Below are 14,213 nucleotides of genomic sequence, written 5' to 3' on the forward strand. Positions count from 1 at the left end.
ATCGTCATTCGGCCGGCACGGCGTGCGTGCCATCTTTCGACGGCGCGCGGCCCTTGGCCTGCTCCTCCGCGACCCAGAGCGCGTGATGCTCCTTGGCCCAGTTGAGATCGACCTCGCCGGTGCCCATCGCATCGAACGCGCCCTCCATCCCGACCGAACCGATATAGATGTGGGCCAGCATGGCCGCGATGAAAAGCATCGCAACCACAGCATGGATCACGGTCCAGAACTGCAACGCCGTGACATTACCCGGAAGATACGGGAACAGCAGGTACCAGCCCGACACCGACATCAGCACGCCGCCGATGATCACGATCCAGAAAATGCCTTTCTGTCCGGCATTGAATCGTTTGGCCGGCGGATGCTTGCCGTTGGCCAGAATGCCGCCACCCTGTTTCAGCCATTGCCAGTCGAGCTTCCCGGGAATGTTATCCTTGATCCAGATCAGGAACATGATCGCGAGGCCAAGCATGAACGGAAACGCCAGATAGTCGTGCGCGATCTTGGCCCAGCCCGACATGGTCGCAAACGCCTCGGCACCGAACAGCGGCATGACCAGCACCCGCCCGAAGCTGATGTTGAGGCCCGACAGCGCCAGCACGATGAAGCAGCTCGCCGTCAGCCAATGGGTAAAGCGTTCGAAGCTCGCAAAACGAAGGATCTTGGTGCCGGAAAAACCGTGATCGACGCGAATCCGGCCGCGCACCATCAGGAAGATCGCCAGCAGCACGATCATGCCAAGGATGGCGACGCCGCCGATGATCGGCAGCTTGCTGCGCTGGAAATCGCGCCAGTCGCGGCCCGCGGGCTGGATCAGGCTGGAGGCCATGGTATCCGGGATCGATATCCGCCCGGTGATCTTGTCGCCCTCCTTCAGCGCGTTCAGGAGTTTGTCTTCCTGAACCGCTTCGGCAGTCGGCTTGAACGTCAGCTGCGCGGCTGCAGGATGCGCGAACACAAAGAGCAACCCGATGGCGGCGCATAGCGCCCGGAGGTGTGAAAGAGAGCTTGGCATAGGCCCGTGACCTTCCCGTTTCTCGTGACATGTGCGCCGCCGCGCGCCGCGCGACGGCCAAGGCATCAGCCGGTCGGTGAATCCGCGTAAGCCGTTTTCCAGCCCCACATGCCCGAACCGTAACCGCGCTTCATCACGCGCTCCTTGTAGATTTCGGCGATGATGGCGCCGTCGCCGGCGAGCAGCGACTTGGTCGAGCACATCTCGGCGCAGATCGGCAGCTTGCCTTCGGCCAGACGATTGGTGCCGTATTTGGCGTATTCGGCCGGGGTGGAGTCCGCTTCCGGGCCGCCCGCGCAATAGGTGCACTTGTCCATCTTGCCGCGCGAGCCGAAATTGCCGACTTTCGGGTATTGCGGCGCGCCGAACGGGCACGCGTAGAAGCAATAGCCGCAGCCGATGCACAGGTCCTTGGAGTGGAGCACCACGCCGTCGGCGGTGGTGTAGAAGCACGACACCGGACAGACCGCGGCGCATGGCGCATCGGTGCAATGCATGCAGGCCATCGACACCGAGCGTTCGCCGGGCTTGCCGTCATTGATGGTGACGACGCGGCGGCGATTGATGCCCCACGGCACTTCATGTTCGTTCTTGCAGGCCGTCACGCAGGCGTTGCACTCAATGCAACGGTCGGCATCACAGAGAAATTTGACGCGAGCCATGATCTATTCTCCCCTCACGCCGATTGAATCTGGCACAGGGTCACCTTGCCCTCGTGCATGCCGGTGACCGGATCGTAACCGTAGCTCGTGATCGAGTTCACGCTTTCGCCGAGCACGATCGGATCGGCGCCCTTCGGATATTTGCTGCGCTGGTCGACACCCTGGAACCAGCCGGAGAAGTGGAACGGCATGAAGGCTACGCCCTTGCCGACGCGGTCGGTGACCAGCGCCTTGACGCGAGCCTTCGATGAGTTCTCCGGGCCGTAGACCCAGACCCAACCGCCATCCTTGATGCCGCGTTCGGCAGCATCTGATGTGTTGACCTCGACGAACATGTCCTGCTGCAACTCGGCAAGCCATTTGTTCGACCGGGTTTCCTCGCCGCCGCCTTCATATTCGACCAGACGTCCGGACGTGAGGATGATCGGGAATTGCTTGGCAAGCCCCTTGTCCACCGCGGCCTTCTGAACCGAAAAGCCGAGATTGGCCATCCGGAACTGACGGCCGTCCGGGCGCGTCGGGTATTTGGCGACGAGTTCGGGGCGAGAGGTGTAGATCGGCTCGCGATGAACCGGCACCGGATCCGGCAGATTCCACGCCACCGCGCGGGCCTTGCCGTTGCCATAGGCCATCACGCCGTGTTCAAGCGTGACGCGGATGATGCCGCCCGACAGGTCGACGGCCCAGCCGACACCGTCGGGGTTGTTGCCGCCGATCTTGTTGATCGTCGCCAGTTCGGCCGCGGTGAGATCCTTGTCCCAGCCGAGCTTCTTCAGCACGCCGTAGGTAAACTCCGGATAGCCGTCGGTGAGTTCCGAACCCTTGCTGTAGGAGCCTTCCGACAGCATGTTGACGTTCTTCACCGAACCGTCCGGCTGCTTCTCTTCATAGACGACGCCGAACCGCGCCCGGAACGTGCCGCCGCCGTCCTTGGCGTGTAGGTTGGTGTTGTAGAGCGTATGCGTTCCCGGATGCTTGATCTCCGGCGTGCCCCAGCACGGCCACGGCAGGCCGTAATAGTCGCCGCCGATTTCGGGCTCGTCGGCCTTGGCGCGCAGGGTCACCAGGTCGAACTTGCCCTGGTTCTTCATGTGCGCCTTCAGCCGCTCCGGCGACTGGCCGGAATAGCCGGTCGAGAATCCGCCGCGGTTGATTTCGCGCAGCAGCTCTTCCGGCGATGGACGGTTGTTCTCCACCTTGAGGTTCTTGAACATCGGATCGGCGAAGCCGAGCTTCTTGGAAAGCAGGTAGATGATCTCGTAATCGTCCTTGGATTCGAAGATCGGCTTGACGATCTGCTCGCCCCATTGCAGCGAGCGGTTGGAAGCGGTGCGCGAGCCCGAGGTTTCGAACTGGGTGCAGGCGGGCAATAGATAGGTGCCGTTCTTGCGCTCCGAGATCGCCGCGAACGTGGTCGGATGCGGATCGGCAACCACAAGCAGTTCGAGCTTCTCGAGGCCCTTCACCATCTCGGTCATGCGCGGGATGGTATTGCCGCCATGCCCCATGATGACCACGCCCTTGATGGCATCGCGTTGATCGACATCATCAGGATTGGCCAGCGTCGCATCGAACCAGCGGGTCCACGGGATGCCCGGCAGTTCCATGTTCTGCTTGCGGGTGCGGGCCGGACGGCCCGCCTTGGCCGGCACTTCGTCGAAGCGCGCCTGCAGATAATCGTATTCGACCTCCCAGACCCGCGCCCAGTGCTTCCAGGCGCCCTCGACCAGGCCGTAATAGAGCGGCAGCGTCACGATATCGAGGCCGATATCGGTGGCGCCCTGCACGTTGCAGTGGCCGCGGAAGATGTTGGCGCCGCCGCCGAAGGTGCCGACATTGCCGGTCGCCAGCAGCAGGTTGCAATAAGCCCGGACGTTGGCGGTGCCGACGGTGTGCTGGGTGCCGCCCATGCACCAGACAAAGGCCGACGGCTTTTGCTTCGCAAAGGTCTCGGCGACTTTCTTGACCTGCTCACCCGGAATGCCGGTGACGCGCTCGACCTCTTCCGGCGTCCACTTGGCGACTTCGGCGCGGATCTGGTCCATGCCGTAGACGCGCTGCTTGATGTATTCCTTGTCTTCCCAGCCATTGGCGAAGATGTGGTGCAGCATGCCCCAGATGACAGCGATGTCGGTGCCGCTGCGGAAGCGCACATATTCGGTGGCGTGGGCTGCGGTCCGGGTAAAGCGCGGATCGAGCACGAAGACGTTGGCGCGGTTGATCTCCTTGCCGGTCAGGATGTGCTGCAGCGACACCGGATGGGCTTCGGCGGCGTTCGAGCCCATGAAGACGATGGTCTTCGAGTTGCGCATATCGTTGTAGGAATTGGTCATCGCGCCGTAGCCCCAGGTATTGGCGACGCCGGCGACGGTGGTTGAATGGCAGATGCGGGCCTGATGGTCGATGGAGTTGGTGCCCCAGAACGCCGCGAATTTGCGGAACAGATAGCCGCCTTCATTGGAGAATTTCGCGGAGCCGAGCAGATAGACGGAATCGGCGCCGGACTTGGCGCGGATTTCCATCATCTTGTCGCCGATCTCGTTGATGGCGACGTCCCACGATATTTTCTGCCACTCGCCGTTGACGAGCTTCATCGGGTATTTCAGGCGGCGATCGCCGTGCACGAGTTCGCGCACTGAGGCACCCTTGGCGCAATGCGAGCCGCGGTTGATCGGGCTGTCCCAGGCCGGCTCCTGGCCGACCCAGACGCCGTTCTGCACTTCGGCGATCACGGTGCAGCCGACCGAACAATGCGTGCAGATGTTCTTTCTGATTTCCGTCGGCTTGCCCACGATCTTTGGACCGGCCTCTGCCTTGCGCACCGAACCGAGCGGCATCAAGCCGAGCGCGGCGCCGGCGCCTGCAGCCAGACCGGACCGGCGCAGGAACGTGCGGCGGTCGAGAACCCCCGAAGCCAGGCCGGCGGCGACACCCTGCAAACGCGCCTTGCCTGCGGATCCGTCTTTTCGCTTCATCAACATGTGCGTGGTCCCATCAATAGCGGTTGACGCGGTAGAAATTCTTGACGTGATCGGTTTCCTTGTAGCGGGCCTTGACGCGCTCGCCCTGCGCCTCGTCCGCGACCGCCTCGCCGCCCGCCAGCGGCACCACGGCCGCTGCAGCGACTGCCGATCCGCCCATCATGAACAAGCGGCGACGATCGAGCCCCTTGGCATCGAGCAGCTTGTCGGCCGGCGCCTTGTCGGATGGTTTGCTCATCGCGGTCTCCTCCACTTCGAACGTTCGATTGCCTTTGCGCGTCATTCGGACAGCGTGAAGGCCTCGGCTTCCAGTTCCATAAACACGCGGCCGACACGGCCGACGGCACGGTAGAATTTGGCGGTCCCGGACATCTCCAGATCGACGAACATCCGCGCCGCCCACGGCTTGAGATGCCGGTCGAAGAAGCGCGCCTGTTCGGAGAACTCCGCCTCGAAGTCGCCGCGCGCCAGGCCTGCCATCACCTCAAGCAGAATCGCGATGTGGTCTTCCGGCTCGCGCGAGGGGCCGGCACGCTCGATGCCGAGCAGGTCCAGGTCTTCGCGGACGCGCGCCAGCGGGCGCTCGTGCAGGAAGCCGGTCAGGTAATAGGAGGCATAGGGCAGCAGTTCGCCGCGCCCGAGCCCGATGAACAGGTCGAAGAATTCCTTGCTGGCGGCGCGGTCGTCCACGGCTGACGCGGCCACGGCGAGTTCGACATGCGCCATGCCGAGATCGGAGGCGTCGCCCTTCAATTGCGCGACCCGCGCCAGCGTGCCGACGTCCGGCGCCTTGCCCAGCAGCAGCGACAGCAAGCCGTATTCCGCGGCGCGCAGCTGATCGATCTCGTCGATTTCCGGTTTCGCTGACACGTTGGATAATCCGTTGACGGACACTTGGGCCTCGGATGATCCGTAGAGATCGGGGCGAAGCACGGAACGCTCGACGCGCGTCAAGGCCTCGACCGCGAGAACCCGCTCAGCGGGAATCCGCGACCATGATGAAACCGAAGGCTGCGCAATGCCGATCGCTCGCGCTAACGACGCGACGCCACCCGCTGCCCTGATTGCCTGTTCCAGTCCGGCGTCACGCATGGTGAACCCGACTTCTCCCCAGCCTCACGCCCAGTGTCCCGTGTCCCGTGTCCCGTATCGAATGCCTCTTAATCGGGCATACAATTTAGAACTGGAATTATTCCAGTCCTAAATTTGTATCATAGGCTTGGCCTATGTCTCGAAAACTTTTGTCTAAACAACAGGTTTTGCCGAGCCATGGCGTCGCACCGGCTGTTGCGGTGCAACAGAACCGGAGGCCACGGAGACCGGTTCCTGCACTGGTTCGAGCCCGACTGGCTCGTCGGCGCTCGAATGATTCGGCTCCGCGGGCTCCGGCTGACCGCTCAATCTCAGCGGTTGATCTGGCAGATCAGGCTTTGGCTGGCCGGAAGATTCAGTTTCCTTGGCAATCTCCGCCGGGACCTCGGCGGCAGCCGGCGGCGGCTCGGCGGGCGCTTTGCCGGTGCCCATGATCTGGGTGACCATCCGGGCGATATCGATGCCCGCGCCGAGTTCGCTGTTGCCCGGCACGCCGCCCGGCGTGTTCCAGTCATAGGCGTATTCCAGCGCGGGATTGACGTAGTTGCGGATCGCGGGATCCAGCGCCCAGGATTTTCTCAAAGCCGCATTGCGCAGATGTTCGGGAACGCCCTTGCGCAGAAACGCGGTGATATCGGTTTCCGCCGTCAGTTCATCGAGCGATGGCAGGCTGGAGAGATCGAACTCTTCGGGAGCCGCCTCGGCCTCGGTCGCCGGAGCAGCAGCGACTTCGGCATCGGCAACCGGCGTTTCGCGCTCGGGCTGCTTTATCTCTTCCTTGGCCTCCTGCTTGCGCTGCGACCATCGCGCCAAAAAGCCCTTGTCGTCGCCCTGGTCCGGAGCACTCATGCGCGCCCTGTCCCTTCGTCCGGCCCGCGATTTGAACCACGATTCTCCGGCCCGCGCGGGCGGTCGCCGCCGGCCCGATCGCGCTTGCGTTTGTGGAACACCCGCTCGACATGAAACTCGTCGACAAAGGCGGCGATCCAGGCCGCGATCTCCGCAGGCATCGGAACCGTGCCGATGACGTCGCAACCGCTTTCGAAGATCGCCTCCCCTTCGGTCGGATCGGCCGTCACCTTGGTCAGTTCGAGTTCGGATCCGCCGGCCTGTCGCCGCAGCGCGATCCAGATGCGCGGTTCGCCGTCGGCGAGATTGTCGCGGTAATTGGCGGTGTCGGAACTGAACAGGTCGATGCTGGCGGCGCCCGCGTAATACATCGTCGCATCCGGTTCAGTGGACAGCACGGTCCATGGCGCGGTTGCCGGCACCTCGTCGAGCACCATCGCCGGCGACCACATATGATCGATCCATGGATTATCGACGGCGCGGCGCCGCACCACCACACCCACTTCGCGGGATGCGGTCATCGCCATGCGCGATCCTCCGTGCACCAGCCGATCATGCCACATTCGCCTTTGGCGCAAGCGGCAGCCCGGCGACCAGATTTTGCGGCTTCAGCCGGACGACCTTGTCCGCCCCCATCGCCAGGATGAGGTAAACCGGTTTGCTGCCGACGCGTTCATCCACCAGCCGCGTATCCGCAATGGTCAGGCGCATCAGCGCGACGATGCGCTCGGCGGCATTGGCGTCCACCGACGTGCCGTTCCACAGCGCATTGCCGATTTTAGTGCCTTCGCTGTCGAGACCGACAAACCAGCGCCAGTCGCGGTCTTCGATCGAAGGAACCGTCTCGACGCTGACGGCAACGCCGAGCAGATGGGCGATCCATCGCTCGATCACCCGGCAAAGCCCGGCGCGCGCCCTCGGATTGCCGCCGATGTTCATGACCATCGCATGCGCATCCGAACGCGACCAATATGTCCAGGCGTTCTCGTCGTCCATCACATCCATCTCGCCGAACGCCTTTGGCGGCGCCAGCATCGCCGTGAGCGGCGACGCATGCAGGTCATGTTCTGCCTGTTGCTGCGCCTCGACGATTTCGGCGTCCGCAAGCAACAGCGTGCCCTCATGAAACGCCGCCTGCTGGCTGCGATAGAACAGTTCGGCCGCGCGCAGCATGTAGGGATCGTCGCAGCCCTCGAGCGCGTTGCGCAGGATCAGATGGCAGAGCTGCGAGACAAAAATCGGCGGCAGGTCGCCGGCGCCATTGCGGGCCAGGTTGATATAGACCGCCTCGAGTGACGGAGCCGCGACCAGCCGGTCGCGAAAATTCATCATAAAGGTCCAGTTCTCGCGCGCATCGGGATCGGCGAGCGCGGCGATATCGGCTTTCGAAACCGAACGGAGCGGATCGGCCAACAGGCCCGCGTGCAGGTTCCGCTCGGCTTCGCAGGCGTCCTCCGGCGGCATCAATTCGGGCCGCGCCAGATAGGCCATGATCAGTTCAGGCGTCGCGATCAACCCGCCGTGATCGGCGCGCCGCGTCAGATGATGGCCGGACGCTACCCAGAATTCTCTCATTTGCGATTTCCGGTTTTCTGTTCAGTTCCCATCAATCCCAGCAGATCGACCTCCTCGGCAGGTTCATCGTCGCCTTCGATCTCATGAAAGGTAAAGGCGCTGGCATGCGCGTGCAACCGGTCGGCATCGCCCGCGGCTTCGCGCGCCTTGAGGGTGCGAAAGCGCTCGCGGATTTCACCATCCTCGATGCTGCGTTGCACGGCGAGCAAGGTCTGCGCCGGGTGATCGCACAGCGAAGCCGCAAACGCGACCTCTTCTTCGGCGGCGCCGCGCGCGACTTTCAGATCCGGCGCGCCGAACTTCTCCAGCAATTGCGCCGCAAGCCGATCGACTGCGGCTTGCCGCTCCGCTTCCGTCGCCTCGGTCACGATCGCCAGCGTCGACCATCCCAGACTTTCGATCCCGAGAAATCCGGAGCGCAGCGCCACGCGCTGCTTCTGGGCGAGATCAGCCGGATCCTGGTTCCAGAACACGAACACGCCGGAAACCGCCCATTCCCCGGGTTCCGCAGCACGCTCGAATACGAACGTATCCGATGGGTCGAGCCTGATGGTTCGCGGCAGCTTCAGCATGTCAGCCTCATCCGAACTTCGGACCGCGCAATTGCGGATCATACCAGTCCGCTTGCGCCAGCGCATCCACGAGGCTGGATCGATCGGGCGGCCCGCTGCCCGCCGGCAGCTTGACCAGCAGATCGCCGTTGACGTCGATGGCCCTGATCTCACCGGCCTTGCGCCTCGGAAGGCGCTCCAGATAATCCCTGGCGATGGCCTCAAAACCGCGCTCGTTCCAGCGGTCGAACGCGGTCATCAGATGGCGGGCGAAGCTGCCGATGATCGCGTCGGCATCGACCATCTCAAATCCTGCGCCCAGCATCGAAACGCCGGCCGCGGCCTGCACCTCGTCGAGATGCACCATGTCGGCGGCGCGCAGGATCACGCCGAAAACCAGCCAGTTTGGCACGTCGGTTTCCGCGCAATCGGCGGGCCAGCCGAGCCGCGCGCCGCCCAGCAATCCCGCGTCGAACCGGATTGCATCGGGCCAGTCGAAGCTTACATCCCGTTCGGGCGGGCAATGCGCCGCGATGGCGTCCGCCAGCGCGTTCATGCCGGCGAACAACGCCCGGCGTGCCGATTTCAAGGGTTCGTCGGGTTCGAGTACCACGGCGAATTCGACCAGGTCGTAGCGCCGCACCCAGACCAGTGTTCCGGCGCCCGCTTCGGCCGCGATTTCGCATCCATGGGCAAAAGCGTCGCCGAGTTCGCGTAACGCGACCAAAGTATAACCGGGGGGCAGATCGGGTGCCTGATCCACTTCCCCGCGACGCGACATCATCGAAAAGCTCATTCTGCGTTGCTGTGCTAAATTGCTTTGCAATCCGCCGGTGTATGCTATCCCCCTTGGGCTCGCAACACGAGCGGAACCAGAAAACGAACCGTGCGATGTGTGCGCCGGTTCAGGAAGTTAACGATGGCTACGGCGTCTCATCTTCTGATTTGCAGTTGCGAGAAGACCATGCCGCTCGACGTGCCGGCGATCAACCGTGGCTGCGCCGGGAAGATCACGCAAGCCAACCAGCTCTGCGGCCTCGAACTCGAACGGTTCAAGCAAGCGCTTGCCGACGGCGCCCCGATCACGGTGGCCTGCACGCAGGAAGCGCCGCTGTTCCGCGAAGTCGCCGAGGATTTCCCGCAAGCACAACTCACCTTTGCCAACATCCGCGAAGCCGGCGGCTGGTCGAATGATGCGGCGGCGGCCGGTCCGAAAGCTGCGGCGCTGATTGCGGCCGCGCAGGAAGAAATGCCGCCGATCTCAATGGTGACGCTGGAGAGCAGCGGCGTCGCGCTGATCTATGGCCGCGACGAAGTCGCCATCGATGCCGCGCAGCGCCTCGCCGACCGTCTCGACATCACCGTGCTGCTGAGCAAGCCCGGCGACGTCACCCCACGCCGGAGCAACGAGTTTCCGGTTCTCAAGGGCACGATCCGCAATGCGCGCGGTCATCTCGGCGCATTTGAGCTCGGGATCGACGATTACGCGCTGCCGCTGCCATCTTCGCGCGCCAAGCTCGTATTCGGCCCGGCACGCAATGGCGCGACGTCGACCTGCGATTTGATCCTCGACCTCAGCGGCGGCACGCCGCTGTTTCCCGCGCATGACCTGCGTCCGGGATATCTGCGCGCCGATCCGCGCGACCGCGCCGCCGTCGAGCGCGCGATTGCGGATGCGGGCAACCTGGTCGGCACCTTCGACAAGCCGCGCTTCATTCAGTTCGAGGAAGCGCTGTGCGCCCATTCGCGCTCCGGCATTACCGGATGCACGCGCTGCCTCGATCTCTGCCCGACCGGGGCGATAACGCCGAACGGAAAGGCGGTCGCGATCGACGCCAATGTGTGCGCCGGCTGCGGCGCCTGCGCCTCGGTATGCCCGACCGGTGCGGCTTCATATGCACTGCCCAGTGCAGATGCGCTGATGCGGCGATTGCGCACGCTGCTGCAGACCTATCGCAAGGCCGGCGGCAACAACGCGATCGTTCTGTTTCACGACGGCGAGCATGGCGACGCGCTGATCGATGCCCTCGCCCGGTTCGGCGAGGGCCTGCCGGCCCATGTGCTGCCGCTGCGCGTTAATGAAGTGACGCAGCTCGGACCGGAGAGTATCGCCGCGGTGTTCGCCTATGGCGGCAGCGGTGTCGCGATCCTGACGCGCGGCAAACCCAGGCATGATATTGCCGGACTGCACCGGACCGCCGGAACATCCGACACCGTGGTTGCCGCGCTCGGCTTCGGCGCGGGCCTCGTGCGTATCCTCGAGACCGACGATCCGGACCAGCTGCGCGCGATGCTCGATGCGGCGCCAGGCGGCGTTGCGACGCCAAAGCCGGCCGCCTTCGTGCCGCGCGGCGCCAAGCGCGGCGTGCTCGAAACGACGTTTCGCGAACTTCACCTCGCGGCACCCGCGCCGGTGGATAGTGTCCCGCTTGCGCCGGGCGCGCCGTTCGGCGGCGTCAATCTCAATGTCGAAGGTTGCACGCTCTGTCATGCCTGCGTCACCGCCTGCCCGACCGGCGCGCTGTCGGACAACCCCGACCGCGCCATGCTGCGCTTCACCGAAAGCCTGTGCGTACAGTGCGGGCTTTGCGAAGCGACCTGCCCCGAAAAAGTCATCACGCTCGAGCCGCGGCTGGATTTTGCGGCATGGAACGCGCCGCTGCGCGTTCTGAAGGAAGAAGAACCCTTCAACTGCATCGCCTGCGGCAAACCGTTCGGGACCAAAAGTTCGATAGAACGCGTACTAGCAAAACTCGGCGAGAAGCACTGGATGTTCCAGGGCGCCAACGCCAAGCGGATCGATGTCATCAAGATGTGCGCGGATTGCCGCGTCGAAGCCGTGGTCAATGAGGGTTTTGACCCGCACGGGGCGCCGCAACGGCCGCCGGTCATGTCGACGGAAGACTATTTGCGCGCGCGCGATGGCAAGAAGGGCGATCCCGTTGGATCGTAAGGAGCCCGCCGTGTCCGCCACCCAGCCAGCCCCTGCAGCACGCGCAACCTCGCGCGCGTCAGGCATTCCCGGCGTGAAGCACGTCATCGCGGTCGCGTCCGGCAAGGGCGGCGTCGGCAAATCCACCACCGCCTGCAATCTCGCACTCGGTTTTGCCGCCATCGGGCTGAAAGCCGGCATTCTCGACGCGGACATTTATGGTCCATCGCAGCCAAAACTGTTCGGGCTGCGCGGCAAGCCGCGCCAGGTCGGCCCGCGCATGCTGGAGCCGCTGGAGCGGTTTGGCGTCAAGGTGATGTCGATCGGCTTTCTGGTCGAGGAAGACCTCGCCATGATCTGGCGCGGGGCGATGGTGATCTCGGCGATCACGCAATTGCTGCGCGAGGTGGAGTGGGGCGATCTCGATATTCTGGTCATCGACCTGCCGCCGGGCACCGGCGACGCGCAGCTCACCATGGCGCAGCAGGCGCCGCTGGCGGGCGCAGTCATTGTCTCCACACCGCAGGACATCGCGCTGATCGACGCGCGGCGCGGCATCGCGATGTTCGAGAAGGTCAACATCCCGATCCTGGGTCTGATCGAAAACATGTCGGCGTTCTGCTGCCCGGCCTGCCAGAAGCTCACGCCGATCTTCGGCCATGGCGGCGCACGGCAGGACGCCGAACGGCGCGGGATTCCGTATCTCGGCGAGATACCCCTCGATATCAAAATTCGAGAGACCTCAGACGATGGCCGTCCGGTGGTCGCGACCGAACCGGACGGCGTTCATGCGCGCCACTACATCGCGATCGCCCGCGATGTCTGGAGCACGATCACGTCAGGCGCAGCAAGCCGGCCGCCGCCTCGCATTATCATTGAGTGAACGAAACGGCGCTTGATCGCATCGCAGCGCGAATGCTGGCGGCGCCGCGATTGTGCCGCGCAGATTTTCGAGATACGAAAGCGCTATATTTTCTTCGAGATATTTAAGGGAGAAATATCGTGCGCTTATTGAGAAATTTTGGATTGATGACCGCGATCCTCTTGTTAGCTCTCACCGCCAACGGACCCGCAGCCCATGCCGACAGTTTGAAGGAAGCCACGGCCGCGTTTGCGAAAAAGCAGTATGCTGCGGCAATCAAGCTGTTCCGGCCGCTCGCGGAAAAAGGCAACGCCATCGCGCAATACAAGGTCGCGGTGATGCACCGGATGGGCCTCGGCGTTCCCAAGAGCGAAAAGGAAGCGCGCAAGTGGAGCCGGCTCGCCGCCAAGCAAGGCAACCCCCAGGCCCAAACGTTGCTCGGCAGCCTCTACTACAAGGCCAGCGGCGAGGAATCGCCCGACACCGTCCGCGCCTACATGTGGTATGAAGTGGCGGCTGCGCAGGGCAATGCCGAGGCCAAGAAGGATCTCGCTTTGCTCACCAAGGAGCTGACTCCGCAGCAGGTCAGCGAAGCGCGCGACAAGGCGCAGAAATGCAAGTCGTCCGGCTACGAGCAGTGCGATTGAGCGAACGTACTTCTTACGACAGGTAGGCCGGCATCATCCTCGCGCTCGCCGCTAGCGAAGGCAGCAAGAGCATTCGCGAAGCGTCGATGCGCTCATCCCTTCGGTTTGGAATCCGGCGGGCAATCCTTTCGGACCACCATGGGCTTGTCGCCGCTTTGCACCGTCGGTGCGGCCGAATTGGCGCCGCCGGCGTCGGGAAGGATCGCGCTCTTTCCAACGGCCATTGAATTCGACGTCTTTTCGTCGCCGTGTCCCGAGGTCGCGGAGCCCGTTGTCGAGCAACTGGTCTCCGGCTTTTCGCTTGACGGCGTCGTCGATTGCGCGGCCGCAGGTCCGATGACCAACGATCCCACGAGAATTGCTGCGGCAGCACGAATCATTTTGCTCTCCCATAACCAAAAGGTTCTCGAAATTCGGAAGACAAACGTTCAGCGACAGCGATAGTTCCCCGGCGCCAGCCCCTTTCAGAATGGCAGGGCGACGTCGCACTTGATCTCCTTGAGGATGACATTGGTGCGGACGTGACGGATGCCCGGAATCTTGAACATGAACTCGTCGAGAAACCGGTTATAGGCGGCCATGTCGGCGACGACGACACGCAGGTGATAATCGGCATCTCCCGTCGTCGCAAAGCACTCGAGCACCTCGGGGCGCCGTTTCACGCGCGCGACGAACTGGGTGACGAAGTTCGTGTCGTGGCGATCGAGCGACACATGCAGAATGGCTGAAGTCAGGAAGCCGGCCCGCTCGCGGTCGACCAGCGCCGCATAGCCGGTGATGACGCCGGACTCTTCGAGCGCCCGCACCCGGCGCCAGCACGCCGACGGCGACATGCCGACGTCGTCGGCGAGATCCTGGTTGCTGCGGCGGCCGTCTTTCTGGAGATGGTTCAGCAGCCGTCGATCATGTCCTTCAATCATGCTGGGCTCTCCTTTGGACTGCGGTGACAAAGTATACCGAATGACAGGTCGTTTCTGGTAGTTTCTACCATAATAGACGGAAATTTCGAACAATCAGGACAATTCTTCCGCCTGATCGGGTCGACAC

The 14,213-nt window shown here is 63.4% G+C and carries 15 protein-coding genes; 3 read left to right on the forward strand and 12 right to left on the reverse strand.

Annotated features, from left to right (window positions below):
- Positions 1-4: 4 nt before the first annotated feature.
- From JQ609_RS28165 to JQ609_RS28210, 10 genes are all read right to left on the reverse strand, one after another.
- On the reverse strand, positions 5-1,015 hold the full coding sequence (locus JQ609_RS28165) for a formate dehydrogenase subunit gamma (protein WP_212276114.1): 1,011 nt from the start codon (positions 1,013-1,015) through the stop codon (positions 5-7).
- Between the two features lie 65 nt (positions 1,016-1,080).
- Complete coding sequence (gene fdh3B, locus JQ609_RS28170) at positions 1,081-1,677, reverse strand: formate dehydrogenase FDH3 subunit beta (RefSeq protein WP_212205702.1); 597 nt, start codon at positions 1,675-1,677, stop codon at positions 1,081-1,083.
- Between the two features lie 14 nt (positions 1,678-1,691).
- Positions 1,692-4,658 (reverse strand): formate dehydrogenase subunit alpha, encoded by a 2,967-nt coding sequence (locus JQ609_RS28175; protein ID WP_212205700.1) that lies wholly within the window; start codon positions 4,656-4,658, stop codon positions 1,692-1,694.
- A 13-nt stretch (positions 4,659-4,671) separates the two neighbouring features.
- On the reverse strand, positions 4,672-4,896 hold the full coding sequence (locus tag JQ609_RS28180) for a hypothetical protein (protein ID WP_212205698.1): 225 nt from the start codon (positions 4,894-4,896) through the stop codon (positions 4,672-4,674).
- A 41-nt stretch (positions 4,897-4,937) separates the two neighbouring features.
- Positions 4,938-5,750, reverse strand: a complete 813-nt coding sequence (locus JQ609_RS28185) for a Cro/CI family transcriptional regulator (RefSeq protein ID WP_212276115.1) — start codon at positions 5,748-5,750, stop codon at positions 4,938-4,940.
- A gap of 153 nt (positions 5,751-5,903) precedes the next feature.
- A complete protein-coding gene (locus JQ609_RS28190; RefSeq protein ID WP_212276116.1) occupies positions 5,904-6,599 on the reverse strand; it encodes a DUF3306 domain-containing protein in 696 nt (231 codons plus the stop codon).
- A complete protein-coding gene (locus tag JQ609_RS28195) occupies positions 6,596-7,126 on the reverse strand; it encodes a DUF3305 domain-containing protein (protein WP_409410481.1) in 531 nt (176 codons plus the stop codon). Before JQ609_RS28195 ends, JQ609_RS28190 begins: the two co-directional genes overlap by 4 nt.
- 25 nt (positions 7,127-7,151) lie before the next feature.
- A complete protein-coding gene (locus JQ609_RS28200; RefSeq protein ID WP_212276117.1) occupies positions 7,152-8,174 on the reverse strand; it encodes a DUF6352 family protein in 1,023 nt (340 codons plus the stop codon).
- Entirely contained in the window at positions 8,171-8,746 is a 576-nt protein-coding gene (locus JQ609_RS28205; protein WP_212276118.1) for a DUF6505 family protein, read from the reverse strand. The genes JQ609_RS28200 and JQ609_RS28205 overlap by 4 nt, the downstream gene beginning before the upstream one ends.
- 7 nt (positions 8,747-8,753) lie before the next feature.
- Entirely contained in the window at positions 8,754-9,509 is a 756-nt protein-coding gene (locus tag JQ609_RS28210; protein ID WP_212205681.1) for a biotin/lipoate--protein ligase family protein, read from the reverse strand.
- Positions 9,510-9,644: 135 nt separating this feature from the next.
- Here JQ609_RS28210 and JQ609_RS28215 point away from each other — a divergent pair, with 135 nt between their 5' ends.
- The 3 genes from JQ609_RS28215 (at position 9,645) to JQ609_RS28225 (ending at position 13,166) form a co-directional block, all read left to right on the forward strand.
- On the forward strand, positions 9,645-11,678 hold the full coding sequence (locus tag JQ609_RS28215) for a 4Fe-4S binding protein (protein ID WP_249128511.1): 2,034 nt from the start codon (positions 9,645-9,647) through the stop codon (positions 11,676-11,678).
- Positions 11,679-11,688: 10 nt separating this feature from the next.
- Complete coding sequence (locus tag JQ609_RS28220) at positions 11,689-12,540, forward strand: Mrp/NBP35 family ATP-binding protein (protein ID WP_409411202.1); 852 nt, start codon at positions 11,689-11,691, stop codon at positions 12,538-12,540.
- Between the two features lie 119 nt (positions 12,541-12,659).
- Positions 12,660-13,166: a tetratricopeptide repeat protein gene (locus JQ609_RS28225; RefSeq protein WP_312014640.1), complete on the forward strand. Its 507-nt coding sequence runs from the start codon at positions 12,660-12,662 to the stop codon at positions 13,164-13,166.
- Between the two features lie 92 nt (positions 13,167-13,258).
- Here the strand turns inward: JQ609_RS28225 and JQ609_RS28230 are convergent, their stop codons facing one another.
- Both JQ609_RS28230 and JQ609_RS28235 read right to left on the reverse strand, forming a co-directional pair.
- Positions 13,259-13,546 (reverse strand): hypothetical protein, encoded by a 288-nt coding sequence (locus JQ609_RS28230; RefSeq protein WP_212205675.1) that lies wholly within the window; start codon positions 13,544-13,546, stop codon positions 13,259-13,261.
- A gap of 84 nt (positions 13,547-13,630) precedes the next feature.
- The gene (locus JQ609_RS28235; RefSeq protein ID WP_212276120.1) at positions 13,631-14,086 is read right to left on the reverse strand and encodes an Lrp/AsnC family transcriptional regulator; all 456 of its coding nucleotides are present in this window, start codon (positions 14,084-14,086) and stop codon (positions 13,631-13,633) included.
- Positions 14,087-14,213: the final 127 nt, after the last annotated feature.

Source organism: Bradyrhizobium sp. AUGA SZCCT0169, from assembly GCF_018130085.1.
In the GTDB taxonomy this organism is placed as follows: domain Bacteria; phylum Pseudomonadota; class Alphaproteobacteria; order Rhizobiales; family Xanthobacteraceae; genus Bradyrhizobium.

Coding starts and splice junctions, on each gene's coding strand:
- JQ609_RS28215 (WP_249128511.1), top strand. CDS start 9,645: ATGGCTACGGCGTCTCATCTTCTGATTTGCAGTTGCGAGAAGACCATG.
- JQ609_RS28185 (WP_212276115.1), bottom strand. CDS start 5,750: ATGCGTGACGCCGGACTGGAACAGGCAATCAGGGCAGCGGGTGGCGTC.
- JQ609_RS28165 (WP_212276114.1), bottom strand. CDS start 1,015: ATGCCAAGCTCTCTTTCACACCTCCGGGCGCTATGCGCCGCCATCGGG.
- JQ609_RS28210 (WP_212205681.1), bottom strand. CDS start 9,509: ATGATGTCGCGTCGCGGGGAAGTGGATCAGGCACCCGATCTGCCCCCC.
- JQ609_RS28190 (WP_212276116.1), bottom strand. CDS start 6,599: ATGAGTGCTCCGGACCAGGGCGACGACAAGGGCTTTTTGGCGCGATGG.
- JQ609_RS28200 (WP_212276117.1), bottom strand. CDS start 8,174: ATGAGAGAATTCTGGGTAGCGTCCGGCCATCATCTGACGCGGCGCGCC.
- fdh3B (WP_212205702.1), bottom strand. CDS start 1,677: ATGGCTCGCGTCAAATTTCTCTGTGATGCCGACCGTTGCATTGAGTGC.
- JQ609_RS28230 (WP_212205675.1), bottom strand. CDS start 13,546: ATGATTCGTGCTGCCGCAGCAATTCTCGTGGGATCGTTGGTCATCGGA.
- JQ609_RS28180 (WP_212205698.1), bottom strand. CDS start 4,896: ATGAGCAAACCATCCGACAAGGCGCCGGCCGACAAGCTGCTCGATGCC.
- JQ609_RS28235 (WP_212276120.1), bottom strand. CDS start 14,086: ATGATTGAAGGACATGATCGACGGCTGCTGAACCATCTCCAGAAAGAC.
- JQ609_RS28205 (WP_212276118.1), bottom strand. CDS start 8,746: ATGCTGAAGCTGCCGCGAACCATCAGGCTCGACCCATCGGATACGTTC.
- JQ609_RS28195 (WP_409410481.1), bottom strand. CDS start 7,126: ATGGCGATGACCGCATCCCGCGAAGTGGGTGTGGTGGTGCGGCGCCGC.
- JQ609_RS28175 (WP_212205700.1), bottom strand. CDS start 4,658: ATGTTGATGAAGCGAAAAGACGGATCCGCAGGCAAGGCGCGTTTGCAG.